Genomic DNA, 21,288 nt, shown 5'->3' with positions numbered 1-21,288 from the left:
GCTTTTTGTTTTCGCACAGTTAGGGACTGTACTTTGGGAATTAAAAGCTCGTCACTGCTTACCAGATGCTATAACTCAATCGAAGTGATAGCGTATTCTGATTTACGGTTAAATCTCTTACCTTTAGTGGGCGAACGAGATCGTAACGCAGGGCAGCATTAAATTTTCTGTTAAAGGTATATCCAGCACCTACAAAGAAATTGGTTGTGGAACGCAATTTACTTTCATGGATAAGTTCGTCTTTATAGTTTACGGTTTTTACAACGCTTTCCGAAATAGGCATGCTATAGGTGAGTCCACCTTCTAAGAAGAGTGCATTTTGTTTGTCGATAAACAAGTAATGACGCGCACCTATAGGAAGTTCAAACATAGAAAAGGATACAGTACTCGTATCGTATACCGGAATTCTCACTCCACCACTTGAAGGAGGCCCAGCAATGGTTCCTGCTTCCGTTACCATTTTTATTTCATTAGGGCTGCTCCAAACAGGATTGACAAAAACAGACCACTTGTTGTTGTTAAAGGCAAATACGTATTCGAGTTCAACCCCAACTTTGAGGGCGGTAGCGCTTATCCCTTCTACCTCTGTTCCGGAAGTACTTGAAAAAGAACTCATGGCGAGCGCTACTTCGGCTTTCACCTTGTACAGTGCATTGACGTATTCACTTCTGTCTTCTTTTAAAGTTTTGAAATCGTACCCTTTACAACGACTGTAGTTTTTGAAATACTGTACCAAAGAACGTCTGTCATAAGCAATGGCCGTTGGGTTATTGGTGCCCTCACAAGAAAATTTTTCTTTTAGTTGTTTTTGATAGTTGAGGTTTTTACCGATTTTCATTTTTGAATTGAGAAAGTATTTGAACTCTAGTGAAGTGACACTCCCGTCTTTTGCAACAAAGAATCGCTGATACTCACTTGTCGACAATTCGTATAGCGCTACCGTTCCTTGTGTCAGTTTTTTCGCAAATAGGGTACGAGCTACGAATGACGAGATACGAGAACGTGTTAAACGCTCTTGTTGTGAACTCGATTCATCAACAGAAACCTCTAGTCGGCTATAAGTAGCAATGTTGTTGATAACGACTTCTGAGGCATTGTCAATGTTCAAGTTCGTAGGGGTAGCTTGGTCAATACTCGCTTTAAACAAAAACTGCGTAGGAGTAAAAAAACTGTCTTCGTCCATGATGTAACCTTCTACTTTCTCGTTTTGTTGGTTAATAAAATAACCTTTACGGTAGCTATTTTGTCCTAGTACTGACATGCTGAATATACAGCAAATGATCATTAAAAAATTGTTTTTCATTTTGAATTAATTTGAGATTTGATATTTATAATATGTTAATACCGAGTCTTAGAGAAACATCGCTGTATTGAAAAGATTCTAATGTACGTACAACTAGGTTTCGTTTGAAATTATATCTAAATTCGATACTAAATACTTTGTAGTAATCGTAGCCTATACCTGCAAACATGGATGTTTGATTAGAGGTTGCAAAAGAGGTGCTGTGATCATCTCGATATCTAATGAAGTCACCAGAAGGGATGTTAAACAAAATACCTCCGTGTAAAGTGATGGCACTTTTGTCACTCGTATACCAATAGTTTCTTAGGCCTATTGGGATTTCATATCCACGATAAGAAAATTCTCTGTAATCGAAATCTTCGAAGTCAGGTGGAATTATATATTGAAAATGTTCAAGGTCAATCGGTGAGGTTACAGAGGTGTTTCTTCTCATGAGTATTGTGGGTTCAACAAATATTGAAAACCTGTGGTTATTATAAGAGAATACATATTCAAATTCCACTCCATATTGAACGTTTGCAGCACTATTTTGTGAGTCTATTCTCCCCCAGATATCTGTATAGAATGTGGAGTTAGAAACCCCTACTTTAGCGCGGAGATTAAAAGTTCCTTTTCGTACTTTATTGACTTTGATTGCGGTTAAATCAGTAATTCTTAAGTCATGACATTTCGCGTATTTTTTGAAGTAGTTGACGAGTTTTTTTTCCGAATAGCTCGGAGTTTCTCGATCTTGTAACTGACAAGCAAAAGACTCCCTTAATTGTTTTTGGTAGTTTAGATTGTAGTGAATTTTATTGTCAATTATGTATTTCTTATATTCTAAAGGAATAATTTTATTGTCTTTTTTTACGAAGAATCTTTTGATTTTACTGGTTTCGTAACTGAGTAATGTGATGTCTCCTTCTAGAAGCACTTTTAATAAAAGTGAGTGCGGAAGAAAATTAGAAATTCTCGAATTGCTTAGCGTTTTGTTTTGATTGTTAAAGAGATCAATCTTTACCGTATGTCTTTCGTATTTTAAATTGGGGTTAATAACGACTGTTTTCACCTCCTCGGCGCTAACGGTTTTTCTTTTGTCGGTTAGCTGTTGTTTAAAGTAAAATTCTGTCGGGGTATGAAAGAGATCTTCATGAAGTAAGTAGCCTTTAAAGTTTTTGTTACCAACAGTTACAATATGTCCTTTTTCATAGTGTTTTTGAGCAAAGGCACTGACGCTGGTCAGTATCCATAAGCATAGCAATAGTTTGTTTTTCATAGGGTAGTTTAATTTAGTATAGTGTAGAGTAAGCCTTGAATCGGCTGTTAGTTATTAGAAGTTCGCAGTTGACCCTACAGTTTGAGTAAGTCCTCATTACTCGCTGCAGTTTTACAATCAATAGCGACGAATAGGTGTTGGCTGCTTCGAGCCGTAATGCTGAAATATTACCATCCGAGAAATCGGAAAAATGACGAGTTTTCACGTGTTGCAATTATTGTGTTTTTCTTATTCAGCGTACAAATATAGTTGTTTGTTTTTCATAAAGTTTAATATAAACAGACTTTTGTTAGGGATGTCTTATTTTATTATCCTAGTATATGCTCGTTGTAGTATTCTTTGATTTCCAATAGTTTCTCCGCAATCACCCGATTGATGTCAAAGTTATTGCGGAGATTCTAGTATTAAAATAAGGTATATCCGAATTTTAAGGCAATTGCACTGTAATTTGCCAGGGCAACATTTTCATGACTCATGTCTCTTTTGAGATTGAATCGAAGTTCTAGGTTGTATTTCCTGTGGTAATCGTATCCGATACCCGCAAAGAATGAGACCTTACTCTCTAGTGTTTTAGGGGCATCCTTAACCGTGAATTGCATCGTACTCGAGGTAGGAATATGATAGGCAGCTCCCCCGTGAAGCGTTAAACTGCTGGTGTCATTTAAAAACCAATAGTGTCTAATACCTACTGGGATTTCAATACCCTCGTAGCTAACATTCCCCGTTTGGTATACTTTTACCACTTGCCCTGAAGAAGGAATAGTCCCACTACCAGCGGCGTATTTTACATCTGTAGCAGCATTAAGGTGATAAGTAGGTTCTAAAAATAGAGAAAAACGTTGGCTGTTAAAAGGAAGTAAGTATTCCAATTCAACTCCTAACTGGGTAGAAAACGTTGTCGCGGTCGAATTACTTTTATAAACTTGAAGACCGAGAGTAGTACTGCTAACTCCAGCTTTTACTTTGTACAATAAACGCCCTTTGGTATGCTTTTTTAGTCGTATTTGACTGTAGTCAATAGCTTGTTCTCCTTTACAGCTGTTGTATTGATTGATATAGTCAATTAAGTCACTCTCTCGGTAACGAACTTTTAAGGTGTTTTGAGGACCGCAGTGGAATAAATCTTTCAATTGCTTTTGATAGTTTCGATTGTATCCAATTTTGGTTTCACCAATTGCGTATTTTTTGTATTCTAAGGCAGTAACTTTTGTTCCTTGCTTGATAAAAAATCGCTTGATGTTATTCTTCTTATATACTAACAAAGAGGTCTTTCCTTCAACTAGTACTTTTAGTAAAAGTGATTTTTGTTGGAAGTTTGAAATTCGAGTGTCACTCAATTTACCGGTTTTAGTATTGGAATCATCGATGGCCACCGTATGCCTTTCGTATTTGAGATTTGGAGCAATATAGACAGTTTCTACCTGTGCTGAAGGAATGGTACTGCGCTCATCAGCAAGTGATTTTCTAAAGTGAAATTCTGAAGGAATCTCATAGACGTCATCGTGAAGTAAAAACCCTTCTAATTTTTGGTGGTCCTTTTTGAGGATATATCCCTTTTCGTAGTTTAATTGGGCAAAGGCACTGACGCTGGTCAGTATCCATAAGCATAGCAATAATTTGTTTTTCATAATATAGTTTAATTTATAGTGTTCAGAATTTAATGGGAAAATCGAGTAGTAGACTCGGGCGTAATTATAGATAGTCGTTTCCTGTAGTCATAATAGTAGTTACAGCAACAGCAAAAGATGAGTAGCATTACTGATGTACAGGACCGATCTTATGGTAGTTTTCCGTTTGTAAGATAAAAGACCTGACTAGTACATGGTAACTGTACGATTTAGAGGCTTTTTCCTGGCTAAAATGGTTTTTTAAGTGTTGCAATTATTTAACTTTTCTCAATCAGGGCGCGAATATAGATAATTTAATTGTATTTAATTTAAAGAATCGGTGCTTTAAGTGCGTTTCGTGTATTTTTTTTGTGCTGGCCTTTTGCTAACAGATTTATTGGTAGTAAGAACCGTTGAGCTGCAAAACCCTGATAGGAAGTCAGGGTTTTGCAACTACAGTAACTATTAGAATAGTGTATATCCAACTTTTAAATTCAGATTGTTATAAATTATAGGTCCGAGATCATTAGAAAGTACTCGCGGATGTAGATAGTACCTCACATCAATACTCCATTTGTTGTTGTTTTCATAACCCAGACCGATAAAGGTAGAGGTAAAAGATCGAATTTTTTCCCCTTTGATTTTGGGAGAACTTTTTATAGTGCTATTCATAGGGATGTTAAACGATACCCCTGCGTGAAGGTTGAGGAAATTGACATCGTCTAGAAACCAATGATTTTTAATTCCAAATGGGACTTCCAATCCACTGTAGGTAATTACTGCATTTTCAAATACGGAAACATAGGGACCGTTGGGGTAACTTTGTTTAGTTCCTATTTGATAGGGCACGTTTTCCTTGATATTAAAATGATAAGTTGGTTCTGTAAACATGGATAGTTTGTAGTTGTTAAAAGGGAATTTGTATTCGAGTTCAACACCTATATGATAGTTTAAGGTAGAACTTGTTGGGCTCGATGTTGGTGTGTCAAAACCTACGACAAAGTTCGAGAGCCCAGCCTTAATTCTGATTTTGGCAATGCCTTCTGCGGTGGAATTTTTTGTTCCTTTTTTCGGGTATTCCTTAATGGGCTCATCATAGCAATGGTTGTAGTTTTTAAAGTAAGGGACGAGATACTTTGAACGGTAACCAATAGCTGTGTTTAATGTTTGGTCCTGACAGCTATAGGAGTCTCGAAGTTGTTTTTGATAGTTACGATTGTATTTTACTTCTCCTTTACTAGTAACGTATTTTTTGAATTCTAAAGGAACGACCTCAGTTCCAGTTCGGACAAAAAAGCGTTCCAGTGAATTTCTTTTATAATTCATCAAGGTCGCTTTGCCCTCGATAAGTACTTTTAATACGAGTCGCTTGTGTTTAAAAACAGATAAACGGGTGTTGCTGAGCTCGCTACTTTTAGTGGTAGAATTGTCGATACGAACGATGTGAATTTCGTATCTGGCCAATTCGCCAATTTGAACAGCTTTGAGGTCTTTGGCTTCCATGAGCTGTGTTGGTGCGTCTAAGCTAAGCTTATAATGAAATTCCGAAGGAGTGTGTTTTCGGTTTTCAAAGAGGATAAAGGCGTCAATTTTTTTGTCTTTTGAAGTGATAAAATGACCTTTTTCAAAATGTAATTGGGCAAAGGATTGTAAACTTAAAAAGAGTAACATCCATAGCAATAGTTGAGTTCTCATGCGATAATAAAGTTAATTTAATGTATATAAGTGTTTAGATGCAAGCTCAAAGAGCTTGTATTCGGTTTATTGATAGTTCAAGAGTAGGCACACAGAAGTACCCATCAAACCAGAAGGTTGATGCTCTTTGAATTCGTTCAAGGCGATATGGGATAGCAGGTTACAGCATCACCACACCCGAAAATACCTCAGGTAGTTGTTTCATAGCAAAGCAAATTTTTTAATATTCTCAATCAGGGCGCAAATATAAATATTTTTGCCTTTTGAAGTTTATTTAAGTTGCTCTTTTAGTAAGTTAATTTCATCGCGTAATTGAGCAGCTACTAGAAAGTCTAAGTTTTTAGCAGCAGTTTCCATCGCTTTTCTTTTCTCGCGAACACGTTTCTCAATTTCTTCTTTGGGTAAGTAGGTCAAGTCTTGTTCTGCAACTTTTTGAGTTGCCGCTTCGTATTGATGACTTGTAATGGCATTTTTCGAGAGCGTATTGTCAATTTTCTTGTTAATCTGTGTAGGAGTAATGCCGTGTTTTGTATTGTAGTTCATTTGTTTCTCACGTCTCCTAGCAGTTTCATCGATAGTCATTTGCATGCTATTGGTAATTTTATCCGCATACATAATGGCTTTCCCATTGACATTTCTAGCGGCTCTACCTACAGTTTGCGTAAGCGAACGGTGGCTTCTTAAAAAACCTTCTTTATCCGCATCGAGTATTGCCACAAGGGATACCTCGGGTAGATCGAGTCCTTCACGAAGTAGGTTTACACCTATGAGTACGTCAAACAGTCCCTTGCGAAGGTCCTGCATAATTTCAACGCGTTCGAGTGTATCGACATCAGAGTGTATATAACGACAACGTACTTGAATTCTCGTTAGGTATTTGGCGAGTTCCTCTGCCATTCTCTTGGTCAAGGTAGTCACCAAAGTACGCTCGTCTTTTTCAACGCGAATTTGAATTTCTTCAATAAGGTCGTCAATTTGATTTTCACTAGGACGAATTTCTATTTCAGGATCCAATAGCCCCGTGGGTCTAATCACCTGTTCTACGAACAGTCCTTCTGTTTTTTGAAGTTCGTAATCTGCAGGTGTCGCTGAAACGTAAATAACTTGGTTTTGCAATACTTCGAACTCCTCGAATTTTAAAGGACGATTGTCCATAGCCGCCGGTAAGCGGAAACCGTATTCCACAAGGTTTTCTTTTCTGCTGCGGTCTCCTCCGTACATGGCGTGTACCTGAGGAACCGTAACGTGACTCTCATCAATCACCATTAAAAAGTCGTCTGGAAAATAATCTAGTAAACAGAAAGGTCTGGTTCCAGCCTCTCTACCGTCTAAATACCTCGAGTAATTTTCGATACCAGAGCAGTATCCCAATTCTCGAATCATTTCTAAGTCAAATTCCGTACGCTCTTTGAGGCGTTTTGCTTCGAGATGTTTTCCTATCTCTTGGAAATAATCACATTGCTTAACTAGGTCGTCTTGAATTTTATGTATGGCTTCCTGCAATACGTCAGGAGAGGTAACAAAGAGATTTGCTGGATAAATATTTAGGCGATCTAATCGACTTTCCGTTTGATTGGTTTCGATATCAAAAGTTTCTATTTCTTCAATCTCATCACCAAAAAAGTGAACACGATAACCGCTGTCCCCGTACGATGGGTATATGGTAACGACATCTCCTTTTACTTTGAACGTACCACTTTTGATTTCAACTTCGGTTCTGGCGTATAAGCTGGTCACGAGCAGGTGTAAAAATTTGGTGCGTGATAGCTGCTGATCACGTTCGATGCTAATGACATTCTTTTTAAATTCTACCGGATTCCCAATACCGTATAAACAGGAAACAGAAGCTACGACGAGAACATCTCTACGCCCCGAAAGTAAAGAAGACGAAGTGCTAATTCTGAGTCGTTCTATCTCATCGTTGATAGAGAGGTCTTTTTCTATATAGGTTCCTGTGACGGGAATATAAGCTTCGGGTTGATAGTAGTCGTAATAGGATACAAAATATTCTACCGCATTGTTCGGGAAAAACTGTTTGAATTCGGAATACAATTGCGCTGCTAAGGTTTTGTTGTGCGCTAACACTAGGGTAGGGCGGTTAACCTCTGCTACGACATTGGCAACGGAAAATGTTTTACCAGACCCTGTAACACCGAGAAGCGTCTGATACTTTTCGTTATTCTCAATGCCTGCTGCGAGTTGCTTGATAGCTTCTGGCTGATCACCTGTAGGTTTAAATGCGGATTGTATTTCGAAATTCATATAACAAAAATACACATAGTTTCTGGTTAATTTCTCACTAATGAAATGTTTCCAGTTTTTTGAATTACTTTTCCTTTAAAGTCTGTTAGTTTCGCAGAATACCAATAACCATCAGGAGGCAAAACTTTACCATTAAATATACCTTCCCACCCAAAATCAGCGGTGTAGGTGTTCATGCGATGTAAAAGACGACCGTAACGATTAAATATTTTGATGTCGATGTCTTGAAAAAAGCTCGGCTGGGCTCCCGCTATTCTCCAAACATCATTTTGTCCGTCGTTGTTCGGAGTGAAAAAGCTAGGGAATCCCAGTAAGGTAATTTCCTGTTGAATGGCAGGTTCACATCTGCTAATATCACGAATATAAACCGTTTGGATGCCAGGAGGAACTCCTTGAAAATTATGACTATTACCACTTCCAACATAGCTGAGATCGTCCAATGAATATTCGTAATTTCCATTTCCGGAAACTTCAATTAAAACATCAAAGGTAGCATCACCAGTTGCTGTAGCTTCCCACGATTGTATGCTGGGAATACTCGGATTGACAACTAAAAAGTCGCGATTGTTTGAACACAGAATTCCGTTTTCCGTTTTGTATACGGTTAAATTGTATTTACCAATTCGTTGGAGTTGAAAATTAGCCTGAGTGCTGACTACTTGTCCAAGAGCATCGCGCCATTCAAAACGATCGTTAGAAGGATCGCCTTGCAAAATAACAGGAGGATGTTTTGATGGGTCGATACACAAGGTGTATTCCGTTTGTAAATTAATTACCGGTGTTGCATTAACAATGAGCTGACTCGATTGAATTCCTCCACAGCCAGTAGGTAAGTCGATGCGCAACCAGACGGTGGTACTCGGACTTGTAAAACTCGCAGGTATAGGGTTGTTTAAGGTCTGTGCATCTGTTTGTGATCGATAGAAATTCAGTACAGCGGCTGGAGCTAGGCTTAGTTGATTTCTGATAGCCGCGGCGTAGGTTGCTAAATCAAAAGTTCCTTGACTGTTGGCAACGACACCATCACTGTCTTCACAAACAATCAGTGGGGTTAGCGAAGGTACCGACACAAAAACGGATTCAATTTCAAAAGCGGCAATCTGTACACAGTCATTTTCGTTGACAGCTCGGATGTAGAGCGTTTGTGGGTTTTGTTTGTTTTGGTAGGCCTGTGGATTACTCAGTGCATTGCTAGCACTTTGGGCATCTGCTAAGCTTTCGTAATAGGTAAATTGCAAAGAAGGGTCGCTAGTGATTTTACTCGTGATTTGCGTGAGATTAAAGTAATCTGTACCGTTGTTATCTGGATCACATTGTACCAATCGTTGGTTGGGAACTAGGTTGGGAAGGGCAAATATGTTGAGGTCTTTATAAACGGTAGTTGTACTTCCATTAAAAGTGATTTCCGCTGAAACGGTGTAGTTACCAGGACTGGTATAGGTGTGGTTTGTTTGCAAACCACTAGCTGTTGTTCCATCACCAAAATCCCATGCTACTGCGTTAATGGTAGTATAGCCATCTACTTTGAAGTCGATATTTTCAAAAACGCATTCGTCGTTAGCGATGATGCGATTTCTGAAATACGATTGGATAAAGTTAGGCAAGCCTTTACTCGCTTTTTTACCTCCTAAGGAAACGGACAGGTGCTCGTATTGCACAGGAGTATCTTCGTCGTCTGGGAACTTTAAAACACCGAGTTCAGATTGACTAACGATGCCATCTTCCAAATCGATCGGACGGTTATTCTCAAAAATTGAAACGTAAATATTTCCGTCAACTGCCAATTGTAACGAGCCAAAGTGCACATCTGTCGATGTGTAAATTCGTTTTTTCTCGTCAAGAGTAGGGGGTGTTGTCGGTGGCTTGTCAATATAGTATTGTGTGATGGCACTTCGCGTGATGACTTCTCGTGCTGAAAAATAGATTTTTTTTGAATCTGGAGAAAAGGCGAGTCCGAGTGGATTTGTCGGAGTGAAAATCATCATATCCGTAAAAATCGTGGTTTTGTGTGCGAGTTTTCCGGTACTCGCATCGAAATCGTATAAAAAGATATCAGATTGTCCGTAATCAGCGACGGCCAGTTTGGTACCGTCAGGTGAAAATTTCATGACTCCAGTATTCGATACGGTGGTTTTACCTGTATGAACTACGGGAGGTTGAATAATTCCGGTGTCGTCAATTTTAAACACCGAAAATCGGTTGACGGCATTTTTTTCATATGGATTTTGATGCAGTGTTGCCAGCCATATAGAAGAACCGTCGGTGTGATGTACCGCCGAAATTCGATGAGAACTCAAGCTGCGTAACAAGGAACTCCTGCTAGTTACAATTCCCTTCGGATTGGCTGCGTCAAATTTAATTTCTGCATAAAATAGCCCTGAGTTGGGCGGAGGATTAAAGTTTTTTGAGTAGAATAAATAATACACCCCAGGTGTTTTGGGTTTGGGGATGATGATAGAATTCTGAAAGTGGTTGACATTTCCCTGAAGGTTGTCACCATTGGTCATCACTTGATGGTCGCTGGTGTAGATGGTATTGCCGTCGGAGTAAAAGAGTAGATTTCCATTCGCATCAGAAATACTGGTACATCCTGCTGGAGCAGTCATCTTTCCATCGGTAAGAATTTGTCGTTTACCTCGAACGAAATTCATACCAGCTTCCTCTCCGAAATACCAGTGATTAGTTTCGTTTTGGCCGTAGCATAGCCATGCAAAGGTTAGTAGTAGTAGTAGTGTAAGTGCCGGTCTCATAACAAATTAGCTAGTAGTTTCCTACTAGCTAATTTAGTGATTATTTTCTAAGTAATGAAAAGTGACCATTGTGTTGGTGAACTTTCCCTTTTTTATCTACGAGTTCTATTTTAAACCAGTAGTCGTTAGAAGGGAGTGTGTTTCCGTTGTAGGTACCGTCCCAGCCTTCACCATCTACAGGAATCGTGGCAACAGGTTTACCAAAGCGATCGTAAATGTAGATGTTGCTACTCGGATAAAAACTGGAGTTCGCTCCTTTTACTTTCCAAGTATCGTTGTGTCCGTCATTGTTTGGTGTTAAGAATTTCGGATATTCAATTACCGAAACTTCTAAACTCGCATCAGGAACACATCCGTTTTTATCATTTACCAATACGGTGTAAATTCCTCCACCGATATTCGTAAATAGTGGCTCGTCTTGGAAAGGTGTTTGATCTCCTTTTTCGTCAACGAGGGCAAATTGATAATCACCAATACCCAAATTGTTGTTTTCCGTGACGATTTTTATAGAATAGGTGTTGAGTCGGTTGTTATTCGTATCGTCAACGATAATGATATCCTCTTCTTTTAAGGTTGGATTGTTCGATTCGTTTACGACAATCTCACGAGTTCTCTGACATCCCGTTCCGTCTTGCATCGTAGCTGTTACCACATAAGTTCCTCCTTTTGTGACATCGAGGTAATTTGCTGTACTCAATGTGCTAGTGCTGCCTTTTACTTTCCACTCGTACGAGTAGGTCGCCAATGGGTTGATAGGCTCTAAACGCGTTTGAGGATTGTTTAAACAAACAATTACTGGCGTGTTCACTGTAAAGAACGGAAGTGGGTTGATAATAATATCAAACGATAGGTTGCTGTTTACACAACGCGATTGGTTGTTGACAACGCGAACAAATACTTTTTGATTATTCGCCGTATTTTGATACGTGTTTTCATTTAACGGGTTGGCTCCTGATCTTGCATCTGTTTGTGAAGCGTGGAAGGTCACAGCAAACTTATTGTGATCAGCTACCGGGTAATTGGCTAAAATTTCCGGAACTTTATTTTTGAGCGTGATATCTCCGTTAATAGAGTTGGTGTCGTCATTAGCACTGTCAGAAGTATTATCGCAGTCTACATAATTATTGATGTTTACTGGGATATTAGGTTCTGGATGTATAATGATTTGTAAAGTAGCAATACCGTTGCGACAACCGGTAGTTTTGTTGAGCATGCTGATAAATATGATCTCTGTAGCTGGATCATCGCCTGCCAAACTCGCCGGGAAATTAGTCGTTGTTGGATCGTTCGCATAGGTAGTTTTCGACAATGGATTTACGCCGTTAATGGCATCATTTCTCGTTTTGTGATAACTCACCTCAAACTGCGCTGGATTTTTACCGTTCAATACGTCTACATCGCGATCTCCCAAAGGAATATTTTGCGCAATTCTGTTTCTAGAATCACTGTCACTCGCCGTAGGAACATCACAAACTTCTAAGTTCGGGATTGTGTTTGAAATGGTTGGTAAAGGGTGAATAATGATGTCAAATTTGGTGTGGTCATTAAAACATCCAGTAGCGTTATTTCTTACGCGAACATAAATGGTTTCACGGTCACGAGTAGTATTCTTATAGTTGTTGTCATTAGGAATAGCATTTGCCCCTGAGTTGGCATCTGCAGCCGATTTGTGGAACGTAACGGTGAAATTTGCAGCAGATTGGCTTCCTAAAATTGTAGCCGCATAGTTGCGTAAATTGATATTGGTATTGATACCATCGTCAAAAGCACCACTGTTAAAATCATCACAGAGTTCTATGTTGGCAACCGCAGCTGCTGTAGGTACCGGGTCAACCGTAAGTGTTATATGAGGTCCGAATCCCAAACAATCATTGTCTAAATCACTGTCCACACGCACGTAAATTTGTTGTGTGTTCGGATATCCAATATTACGGTAGTTGGTGATGTCTGTAATAGCATTTTTTTCAGCTAAGGCATCTGGTTCGTTGCGGTAATAGGTTACGTTAATTTTTTGTCCTACTGCTGTGAACATGTTCTTAATTTCAGCATCTACCGAACTAAAGTCAAAACTACTAATACCATCGGTATCATTGTTATTTACGTTGTTAAGTCCGTTGATATCACGAAAATCATCACATTGTCTAAAGCTACGACTAAAGGTACTTGGGATTCCCGTCGTTGAAACAGTTAAGTTTACTTCGGCAATGCGTCGACACCCATTGCTGTTGGTTACTGTAGCCCATACTTTGTCAGAAGTCGCAGTTTTATTTCGGTATACTGTCGGATTCGCAATTGGCGAGGTTGCCGCTTGGGCATTGGCCAATGATTCGTAAAAGACAAATGTTTCGTTGGTGAAATTCGTTGAAATTTTTCCGCGAGCTTCTTCTAAGTTGAAGTCTGAAAAAGCATCCGTATCGTTATCACATTGTTTTAATTCAACGACATTGTTAATCGTCGGTAAAGCATTAACCACCAACTGTAAGGTAGTGGCAGTGTCGTTACAAGCTACGTTGTTTTTGTTTTCAACGCGAATATAGACCGTTTGGTTGTTTGCCGTTTCATTGCGATAAGGAACAGTTTTGTTAATTACGTCAGTATTTGACTGTGCACCGACCAAGGTTTTGTGGTACGATACGATGTAAATAGCCGGGTCTAAAGCACCTAGTATTTCACTGTCCTTTGTATTGAGTAAGAATTCGTGAATTCCGTCGGTATCGGTTCCAACCGTCGCATCATCACAAAAAACGTAATCCGCAGGTTTGGTCGGAGCTGGTTTTCCGGTAACGACTAGTTTGAACGATTTGATATCGGCACAAGCTTCAGGTGCCGCCTTGTTATGCATACGGGCATAAATGGTTTGATTGCTAAAGGCCGTTGGGTTTCTATATGGATTTGCCAAGGCATTAGCAGTTGTATTGTTGGTAGCATCTGCCATAGAGAGGTAGTACACTACTTCAAAAATAGCAGGGTCTTGACCGTTGAGTACTTGTGGAGTAACGTCTTTCTGTAAATCGAATACATTAAATCCATCATTGTCAACATCACAGAAGTTGATGTCGCTAGGTTGTGTTGCCGAGGTCGCAGGATATACTTCGATTTTAAAAACTCCTTCGCGAATAACCTTGTTTCCACAACTATCTGTCAAAGTAACCTTTAGGCGGTATTCTCCGGCATTGGCAAGCGTGAGGTTGTTTAGGGTGATTGAAATTGAATTCGATATAGTCGTCGTCGTGGTTCCGTTGTTAAAGGTCCATTCATAGGTCACCCCAGTACCACTTAATGGATCAGGAGCAATGGTCTTGCTTTCACCAATACAGTACTGCAGTGTTTTATTATTTACAGGAAGCCCTGAAATTTGATCTTTAATTTCAATAGGGATTAAAAGAGACGAAATAAATGGTGGTAATCCCTGTGTTGATTTTTTTCCTTTTAAATCGATATAATCTTTTCTAAAACGCAGGTCAACAGGATCGGCATCCGGGTTCTCGATTACGTCTAAGTGCGTGGCAAAACCAGCAGGATTGCTATAGGTTTGTGGGATGGTTACATAAATCTTCCCGTCTGGAGCCAACTGTAGCGAACCTCTAAATCCATTTTGTTCTACTACTTTGTGTTTCGAACCGCGAATATCGGTTTTGGTCAAGTCAAATTGGAACAATTTATAGGTACTTGGACGCGAGGGATCATCTGTGAAAAAGCGAGTGGTTGATACGTAGGCTTTGCGAGAATCTCTCGAAAATTCAACCCCATAGGCTTGACCATCGGCAAAACTCAATAAGTTAACCCCGTCGTTGGCAACCACACCTGTAGCGTTGTCAAACGAAAAAAGTGTCGCTTGATTGTTGCTTTGATTCGCAATGAGGACTTTCGAAGCATCAGGAGAGAGCTTTAAATTTCCTCTATTGGTGAATCCTCCACCTACGGTAGAGATTACAGGAGTGCTAATGATTCCAGTTTTATCAATTTTGTACGCGTAAAATTGCGATTGTGTTGGCGATACAACCCAATAAGTGTTACAATCTTTTCCGCGAACAGCGGCTACTTTTTCAGTCCATTGACTCGCTTTTCCGTCGGATAAGTCTTTAAAGAAAACGCCGTCTTTATCTTCATCGATAAGCTGACCAGCACCTCCGTTTAATGACATGTCAATGGTATATACGTGGAGTCCACTTGCAGGACCACTAGCTGAGGGTCCGTCATCTACGGTAAATAAGTAGTAGATAGATGAGGATTCCGGTTTTGGAATAATCATTCCTGATTGTGTACTTGAAGGATCTCCTTTCAAATCATTTGCTGGGTTACCGTTGGTGTAGTTCATCACATTGTGATTTTTGTCCCAAACCGTAATACCATCTGAGTAAAATAACAGATTACCCGAGGCATCAGCAAAAGAAGAACATCCTTCAAGGGTGCTTAAACGTCCGTTGGTTAATGCAGTAGGAGGGGTGGTGTTAAAATCCAACCCAGCATTTTCTCCAAAGTACCAGACGTTTGCTTCTTTTTGAGCATAACTAGCTATTGATAGAAATGTTGTAAGTAGTATAAGTAGTTTCTTCATTCTATAGAAAAATAAATTTCTTGCTAATATAAAACAACTTAACTACTTAAAACCCTCTATAAATCACGTTTTTTTAACAATCTATACGATAATAACATAAATATAGCCGTCCATGCAAGTACAATGACTATCGATAACAAGCTAACAGAATAGTCCTTGGTAATGTGTTCTCCGATTTGATTGGCTACTGTTTTTACAGCGCCTAAACGAGTAACGGGCTCTTTAATCAAGTTAGACATCGCTTCTAGCGGGAAAAATTGCATTACCTGGTCTACAGCTGCCTGGGTGCTTCCCTCGACATTTCTGAATTGCCAGTACAACATTCCTTTAGTAATCCCTTCTATAATCGCCCAAACGATCATGGCACCAACGGCAAAGGCAGAACGCTTTATCAGCATACCTAAGAACAGACCAAATGAGAAAAACCCAACGAGTTTTACAAAAAAGGCCACTAAATAGGAGAGGTCTGAGAAAATGATAGCAGGCTCATTGAAGTCCGAATAAACTAACCCTAAAATTAAAGAGGTGACAAAGACAAAAACTGTAGAGATTAGTGCAAGCACGAGAACGGTATAAAACTTTGAAAGTAAAAATTCCTTTTTACTCAAACCGTCAATCAGGTTTTGCTTTAGTGTTTTGTAGCTGTATTCATTGGCGACCATCGAAACAATAACGAGCAATAAAAAGAATTTAAAAATCGAGGCAACGAAGGTGTTAAAGTGCCAGATGTACGGAAAATTAAAAATCCCTTGTTCAGCCAAATGAAATTTTACGGGGCCGATATCGAATTTGATAGCGGCAATAAGTGCGATAGAAGTCAGTAGCCCAAAGTAAATAAAGGTGAGTACTCTACTGGCTGTATTGTATCGTATTTTGTGGTATTCTATACTTAGTAATCGTAACATAGTTAGGTTAGTTGTTGCGGGTTAAATCTAAAAATTGCTCTTCTAAACTCGGTTTGCGCTTCACGAGGTGGGCGACAGCAATGTTGTTTTCAAACAAGTAGCGATTGAGCGTTGCTGCCGAAATGTCATTTTCTAATTGCACGATGAGCAAATCGTCTTCTTTGTTGACGCTAGCGGTTTCGTGATAGTTTTTTAAGGCGTTGATCAAATTTTCTTCGGAGCTGTCTTCTGCAGCTTTCACTTCGATAATACCGTTAGAAGCAATCATCGTATCTACGCGACCGTTGTACAGTTTTTCTCCTTTGCGGAGCACGATTACATGGGTACATATTTTTTCTACTTCATCAAGTAGGTGAGAAGCCAGTAAAATTGTGGTTCCCCCTTGGGCAATTTTTTTAATGATTTTACGGATTTCGTGAATCCCTTGAGGATCTAGTCCATTCGTGGGTTCATCGAGTATCAGGATTTCAGGATTGTTGAGCAAGGCGGAAGCGATGGCTAATCGCTGTTTCATCCCTAATGAATAGGTTTGGAATTTGTCGTGACGGCGTTCGTACAAATTGACAGTTTTTAGTTTGTCGTCAATATTTTCACGAGACACTCCCTTAATTTTACAAATGAGCTCTAAATTTTGAGTAGCCGTCATATACGGGTAAAAATTTGGGCGCTCAATAATGGCTCCTACTTTTTTTAGTGCGTCATGAGTAGTGCTAGTTCCGTTAAACCAGCTAAAAGAACCACTGGTTTTGTTAACTACGTTCAAGATAATTCCAAGCGTGGTAGATTTACCACTTCCGTTAGGACCTAGAATTCCGTAAATATTTCCTTTTTGAATGTCAAAAGATAAATCGTTAACGGCTTGGATTTTTCCGTAGTTTTTATGCAGGTTTTTAATAGATAAGATTGTTTCCAAGCTAGTTTTTTTTGAGAGTTATACTGATAAGACGAAGATGAGGAATTTTTGTTACAAAAAAAAAGCTCCCTAAAATTAGGAAGCTTAGTGGTTGTAATATTGAGGTTTATGATTTATCAATCAAACGGAATCCTTCTCCGTGGATGTTTAAGATTTCTACATCTTCATCACTCTTTAAATACTTACGTAGCTTGGCAATATACACATCCATACTACGAGAAGTAAAGTAGTTGTCATCTCTCCAAATTTTTGTCAATGCCAATTCACGAGGCATCAAATCGTTTTTGTGGATGGCTAACATGCGCAACAACTTACTTTCTTTCGGCGATAGTTTTTGTGGCTCTCCACCGTTAAAAGTCAAGTGACGTAACTTTGAATTGAAATCGAATTTTCCAATCTTGAACTCGAATTCTTCACTTTCGGTAGACTTTTCGCTTTCTTTACGCTGTAAAATAGCTTTTATTTTATGCAAAAGTACTTCCGAATCAAAGGGCTTATTTAAGTAATCATCGGCCCCCACCTGATAACCTCTTAAAACGTCCTCTTTTAAGGTTTTCGCAGTTAGGAAAATAATTGGAATTTCCTTGTTGGTGGTTCTGATATCTTCTGCCAAAGAAAAACCGTCTTTTCTGGGCATCATTACATCTAAAATACACAAGTCATATTCGGCATTTTTGAACATAATCAATCCGTCAATTCCGTCTTTTGCATGTGTTACATTATAATCGTTTAATGCTAAATAATCTTTAAGAACGGTTCCAAAATTTGGATCGTCTTCTACTAATAGAATCTTTTTACTTCCCATTGTATCCTTTCATTTTATATTAATGGTAATTTAACTGTAAATGTGCTTCCCTTACTTTTTTCGCTCTCAACGTAAACGGTACCTTGGTGATTGTCTATGATTTCTTTTACATAGGCCAATCCTAAACCGTGTCCTTTTACATTGTGTATATTTCCTTTGTGCTCGCGATAAAATTTATCGAAAACATATTTTTGTGCATTTCTACTCATACCAATACCTTCGTCTTTTATTTTGAAGATAAAGTACTTGTTGGTACTCTCGGTAAATACCTCAATTTTAGGGGCCTCTTCAGAGTATTTTACGGCGTTTTCCAACATGTTGACAACGACGTTTGTCAGGTGGAATTGATTTCCGAGAACTTCTGTAGAAATCGCCTGAAAATGTGTCGTAACAGAACCGTTTTTACTACTGACTAACAATTGTATATGTTCAATAGCCTCTTCTATAATGTCGTGAACATCTACTGCATCCTTACTAATTTCGATCTGGTTCTTTTCGAGTTTGGATATACGCAATACATTTTCTACCTGTCCGTGCATGCGCTTATTTTCATCTCGAATCATTTGAACATAACGCTTTACCTTTTCTTCATCACTGATGATTTTCGGGTTTTTGATCGCATCCAGAGCTAAGTTTATCGTAGCAATTGGCGTTTTAAACTCGTGGGTCATGTTGTTGATGAAATCGGTCTTTATTTCAGAGATCTTTTTCTGACGTACCAGCTGGTATAATGAGGTTGAAAAAGCTGCAATAATTATACCAATAAAGAGCAATGACAGCAATAAAATTTTCATCATGCCCGACAGGAGGTTTTCCCGTTTGTTTGGAAATTTGATATACAGCATATACTTGCTATTTCCATTTTCATCTTCCAGCAAAGGATAGTAAAAATTATCCTTCAATTGAATATTGAAATATCCAGATTTTAAGCGCGTAGCAAAACCGTCTTCGTATACTCCGTATTTAAAGTCTTGATGAATGTTTTGATTTGCCAATTCTTTTTTCAGGGTTCTGTTCAGCTCTTTGTTGCTAATTCGTTGGTGTATTGGCGTAAATTGCTGGCTCTGCCTGAATATATCTTCCATCTGTAACTGTTGCCACTTTGAATAGGTCTTATAGGTAGAAAACCTATTTTCATCTATCATCGTTGCAAAGTCTCGGTCTTGTGAACTTACTTCTTTGGAGAAGTAAAAATCTTCTTTCCCAGTAAATCGCTTGATTACGATGGAGTCATTGTCGACAAATTTTGATGGAATTTTAAAATTTTCCTCTAAAATCGTCGCCCCAAACGTAAACTTCTGTTTGTTCGTCGTATCGATTCGTTGGAATAAGTAGTTTTTTATCTCCGCATTGGTGCGTAATTTATTATCTTTTAAAAATTGTTCGTGTGTCAATACAAATTCGCGGTATTCTCGGTCTTTGATATGTTCCGAAGTCTTCGCCAACGCTTTTGTAACATCGCTTTCAAATTGTTGTTGTTTGTTTTTTAGTGCATCTTTAATCCAATACACTTGAACAGAGATAATTCCTATCAGTGAAATACTCATTAAGACAACAATAATGATAAAGATTTTCTTGCCCATTAGTCAAAAATAAATTATTCGAACGAAGTGGAATTTTCTTTTAACGTAGATTAACAATCGTTTTTTAAATTTAAGAAAATTTTAAGAAAAAATTATAACATAGGTTAAATTAATTCGGCTTCGTTGTTAAAAAATTATGAATTCTTAAAACCTGCTCCGCAGTTTTTGTTAAATCCTGATTGTTAATTATATAGTTGGATTGCAGGATTTTTTTGTTTTCAGCCCATTGTTTGTCCATCCTGTTTTGAACGTCTTCCGCACTGCATTGATCGCGTTGCATTACTCTTTCAATTCTGGTTGCTATTGGAGCTGTAACTGTGATGATACGATCACAAAAACCACTACTGCCATTTTCAAAAAGTATGGCATTCTCGTAGAGTATATAGGTGGCCTCTTGGTGGCTAGCTATAAAGTGCTGCAAGTGACGGTGGACAGCCGGGTGAACTATGGCGTTGAGCTTTGCGAGTTGAGAAGCGTCTTTAAATACAATGGATGCTAGGTGCTGCCTGTTTAAAATGCCTTCAGCTGTATAGGTCTCGTCTCCAAAGGTGGCGCAGAGTTGCTCGCGTAAGTCCGCATCGTTGTTCATGAGTCGCTTGGCTTCTTCATCTGCGTGATACAGAACGACACCGTCAAATTTTAAAAACATCTTGGCGACGGTAGATTTGCCACTACCGATACCTCCAGTAAGTCCAATAATCATTATTTGTGTATTAGGTAATCAATTTTTTTTGGGGTGATGCGCACGGCCGATACCATGTTGGAAGTTCTCTTGACCACGGGGATAAGATAGGGCAATCCTTTGGATGCCGATTGCTGATAATCACAATACACTTCGAAAGAAGCGGGGGTTATTTTATCGAAATCTGCCAATCCTACCTTGTAACGGATACTCACTTCTTTGGGAAAGATGGTGAGCTGTTTGTTTTTGGGTAAATTTATCAAGGTCACAGGAACTTTTAAAGCACCTTCGGTAAATTTGACGGCGTTTAACTCCAGGCTAACTTCTCGTTGCTTGGAATTAATACCCGACGGAATATCCAAAGCGACAACCTCTGTGTACACATCAGTAATTTGTTGGCCTTTTATAGGTTTTGTATTGATTTCATTAATAGCTTTTAACTGCGATTCATTGCCTGATATCGTAACTGAGTCAGGTGAAATACGCAGGGGAGCAGCGAGATCAAAGCCTTTTTTTAATGGAAGGCTGTGTGTAAAGACAACTGGAACTTTTTTGGATTGTAATTCACTGATGTTAAAGAATAAACTGTCTTGTGGAATTTGAACAACCGAAAGTCCTGAAGCAAATTGTTTCTGCAAGGGCGTTATTAATTCCCTCGTCAAAATATAATAAGAATTGGGTGTTTTCTTATAGAGTTTTCCCAAGCTAATAGTCAAGGGAGCTTGTCTTAATTGGGTGCTAATAAGATTAAAGCCACTAGATTTTACAATTACTGCCAGTTCTTTTGGGGGAACCTTATTAAACTGTCGGTGCTGTGCTAAACTGTGATACTTTACCTCGTAACGAACGGTGGTAGTATACGTTTTAGACAGGTTCATCAGCAACCAAAAAAGGAGCGATGCCGATAAGAAACCGATAAATACTTTGGGTATGTTTAATTTTTTTTCCACAAAAATAATGCGATGCAAAA

13 protein-coding genes are annotated in these 21,288 nt (G+C 38.8%); all 13 read right to left on the bottom strand.

From position 1 onward, the window contains the following. Positions 1 to 58: 58 nt before the first annotated feature. Complete coding sequence (locus ACKTS5_RS15585) at positions 59 to 1,303, bottom strand: hypothetical protein (RefSeq protein ID WP_408044821.1); 1,245 nt, start codon at positions 1,301 to 1,303, stop codon at positions 59 to 61. A gap of 25 nt (positions 1,304 to 1,328) precedes the next feature. After that, the gene (locus ACKTS5_RS15580) at positions 1,329 to 2,558 is read right to left on the bottom strand and encodes a porin family protein (RefSeq protein ID WP_408044820.1); all 1,230 of its coding nucleotides are present in this window, start codon (positions 2,556 to 2,558) and stop codon (positions 1,329 to 1,331) included. Between the two features lie 404 nt (positions 2,559 to 2,962). After that, positions 2,963 to 4,186 carry a hypothetical protein gene (locus ACKTS5_RS15575; protein WP_408044819.1) on the bottom strand — a complete coding sequence of 408 codons (1,224 nt, stop codon included), beginning with the start codon at positions 4,184 to 4,186 and terminating at the stop codon, positions 2,963 to 2,965. 444 nt (positions 4,187 to 4,630) lie between these two features. Beyond that, positions 4,631 to 5,860, bottom strand: a complete 1,230-nt coding sequence (locus ACKTS5_RS15570; RefSeq protein WP_408044818.1) for a porin family protein — start codon at positions 5,858 to 5,860, stop codon at positions 4,631 to 4,633. A gap of 270 nt (positions 5,861 to 6,130) precedes the next feature. Then, positions 6,131 to 8,122 (bottom strand): excinuclease ABC subunit UvrB, encoded by a 1,992-nt coding sequence (gene uvrB / locus ACKTS5_RS15565; protein WP_408044817.1) that lies wholly within the window; start codon positions 8,120 to 8,122, stop codon positions 6,131 to 6,133. A 26-nt stretch (positions 8,123 to 8,148) separates the two neighbouring features. Further along, complete coding sequence (locus ACKTS5_RS15560; protein WP_408044816.1) at positions 8,149 to 10,872, bottom strand: T9SS type B sorting domain-containing protein; 2,724 nt, start codon at positions 10,870 to 10,872, stop codon at positions 8,149 to 8,151. Between the two features lie 40 nt (positions 10,873 to 10,912). Next, positions 10,913 to 15,430: a T9SS type B sorting domain-containing protein gene (locus ACKTS5_RS15555; protein ID WP_408044815.1), complete on the bottom strand. Its 4,518-nt coding sequence runs from the start codon at positions 15,428 to 15,430 to the stop codon at positions 10,913 to 10,915. A 56-nt stretch (positions 15,431 to 15,486) separates the two neighbouring features. Beyond that, entirely contained in the window at positions 15,487 to 16,335 is an 849-nt protein-coding gene (locus tag ACKTS5_RS15550) for an ABC transporter permease (protein WP_408044814.1), read from the bottom strand. Positions 16,336 to 16,342: 7 nt separating this feature from the next. Next, positions 16,343 to 17,248 (bottom strand): ABC transporter ATP-binding protein, encoded by a 906-nt coding sequence (locus tag ACKTS5_RS15545; protein ID WP_408044813.1) that lies wholly within the window; start codon positions 17,246 to 17,248, stop codon positions 16,343 to 16,345. A 106-nt stretch (positions 17,249 to 17,354) separates the two neighbouring features. Continuing rightward, the gene (locus ACKTS5_RS15540; protein WP_408044812.1) at positions 17,355 to 18,053 is read right to left on the bottom strand and encodes a response regulator transcription factor; all 699 of its coding nucleotides are present in this window, start codon (positions 18,051 to 18,053) and stop codon (positions 17,355 to 17,357) included. Between the two features lie 14 nt (positions 18,054 to 18,067). Then, positions 18,068 to 19,636: a sensor histidine kinase gene (locus tag ACKTS5_RS15535; RefSeq protein WP_408044811.1), complete on the bottom strand. Its 1,569-nt coding sequence runs from the start codon at positions 19,634 to 19,636 to the stop codon at positions 18,068 to 18,070. Positions 19,637 to 19,745: 109 nt separating this feature from the next. Beyond that, positions 19,746 to 20,339: a dephospho-CoA kinase gene (coaE, locus tag ACKTS5_RS15530; RefSeq protein ID WP_408044810.1), complete on the bottom strand. Its 594-nt coding sequence runs from the start codon at positions 20,337 to 20,339 to the stop codon at positions 19,746 to 19,748. Beyond that, positions 20,339 to 21,268 carry a YbbR-like domain-containing protein gene (locus ACKTS5_RS15525; RefSeq protein ID WP_408044809.1) on the bottom strand — a complete coding sequence of 310 codons (930 nt, stop codon included), beginning with the start codon at positions 21,266 to 21,268 and terminating at the stop codon, positions 20,339 to 20,341. The genes coaE and ACKTS5_RS15525 overlap by 1 nt, the downstream gene beginning before the upstream one ends. Between the last annotated feature and the right edge of the window lie 20 nt (positions 21,269 to 21,288).

This window comes from Tenacibaculum litopenaei (assembly GCF_964514025.1).
Taxonomy (GTDB): Bacteria; Bacteroidota; Bacteroidia; order Flavobacteriales; family Flavobacteriaceae; genus Polaribacter; species Polaribacter litopenaei.
Note: the sequence above shows the minus strand (reverse complement) of the source record. Positions and strands in the feature narration are given on the sequence as shown.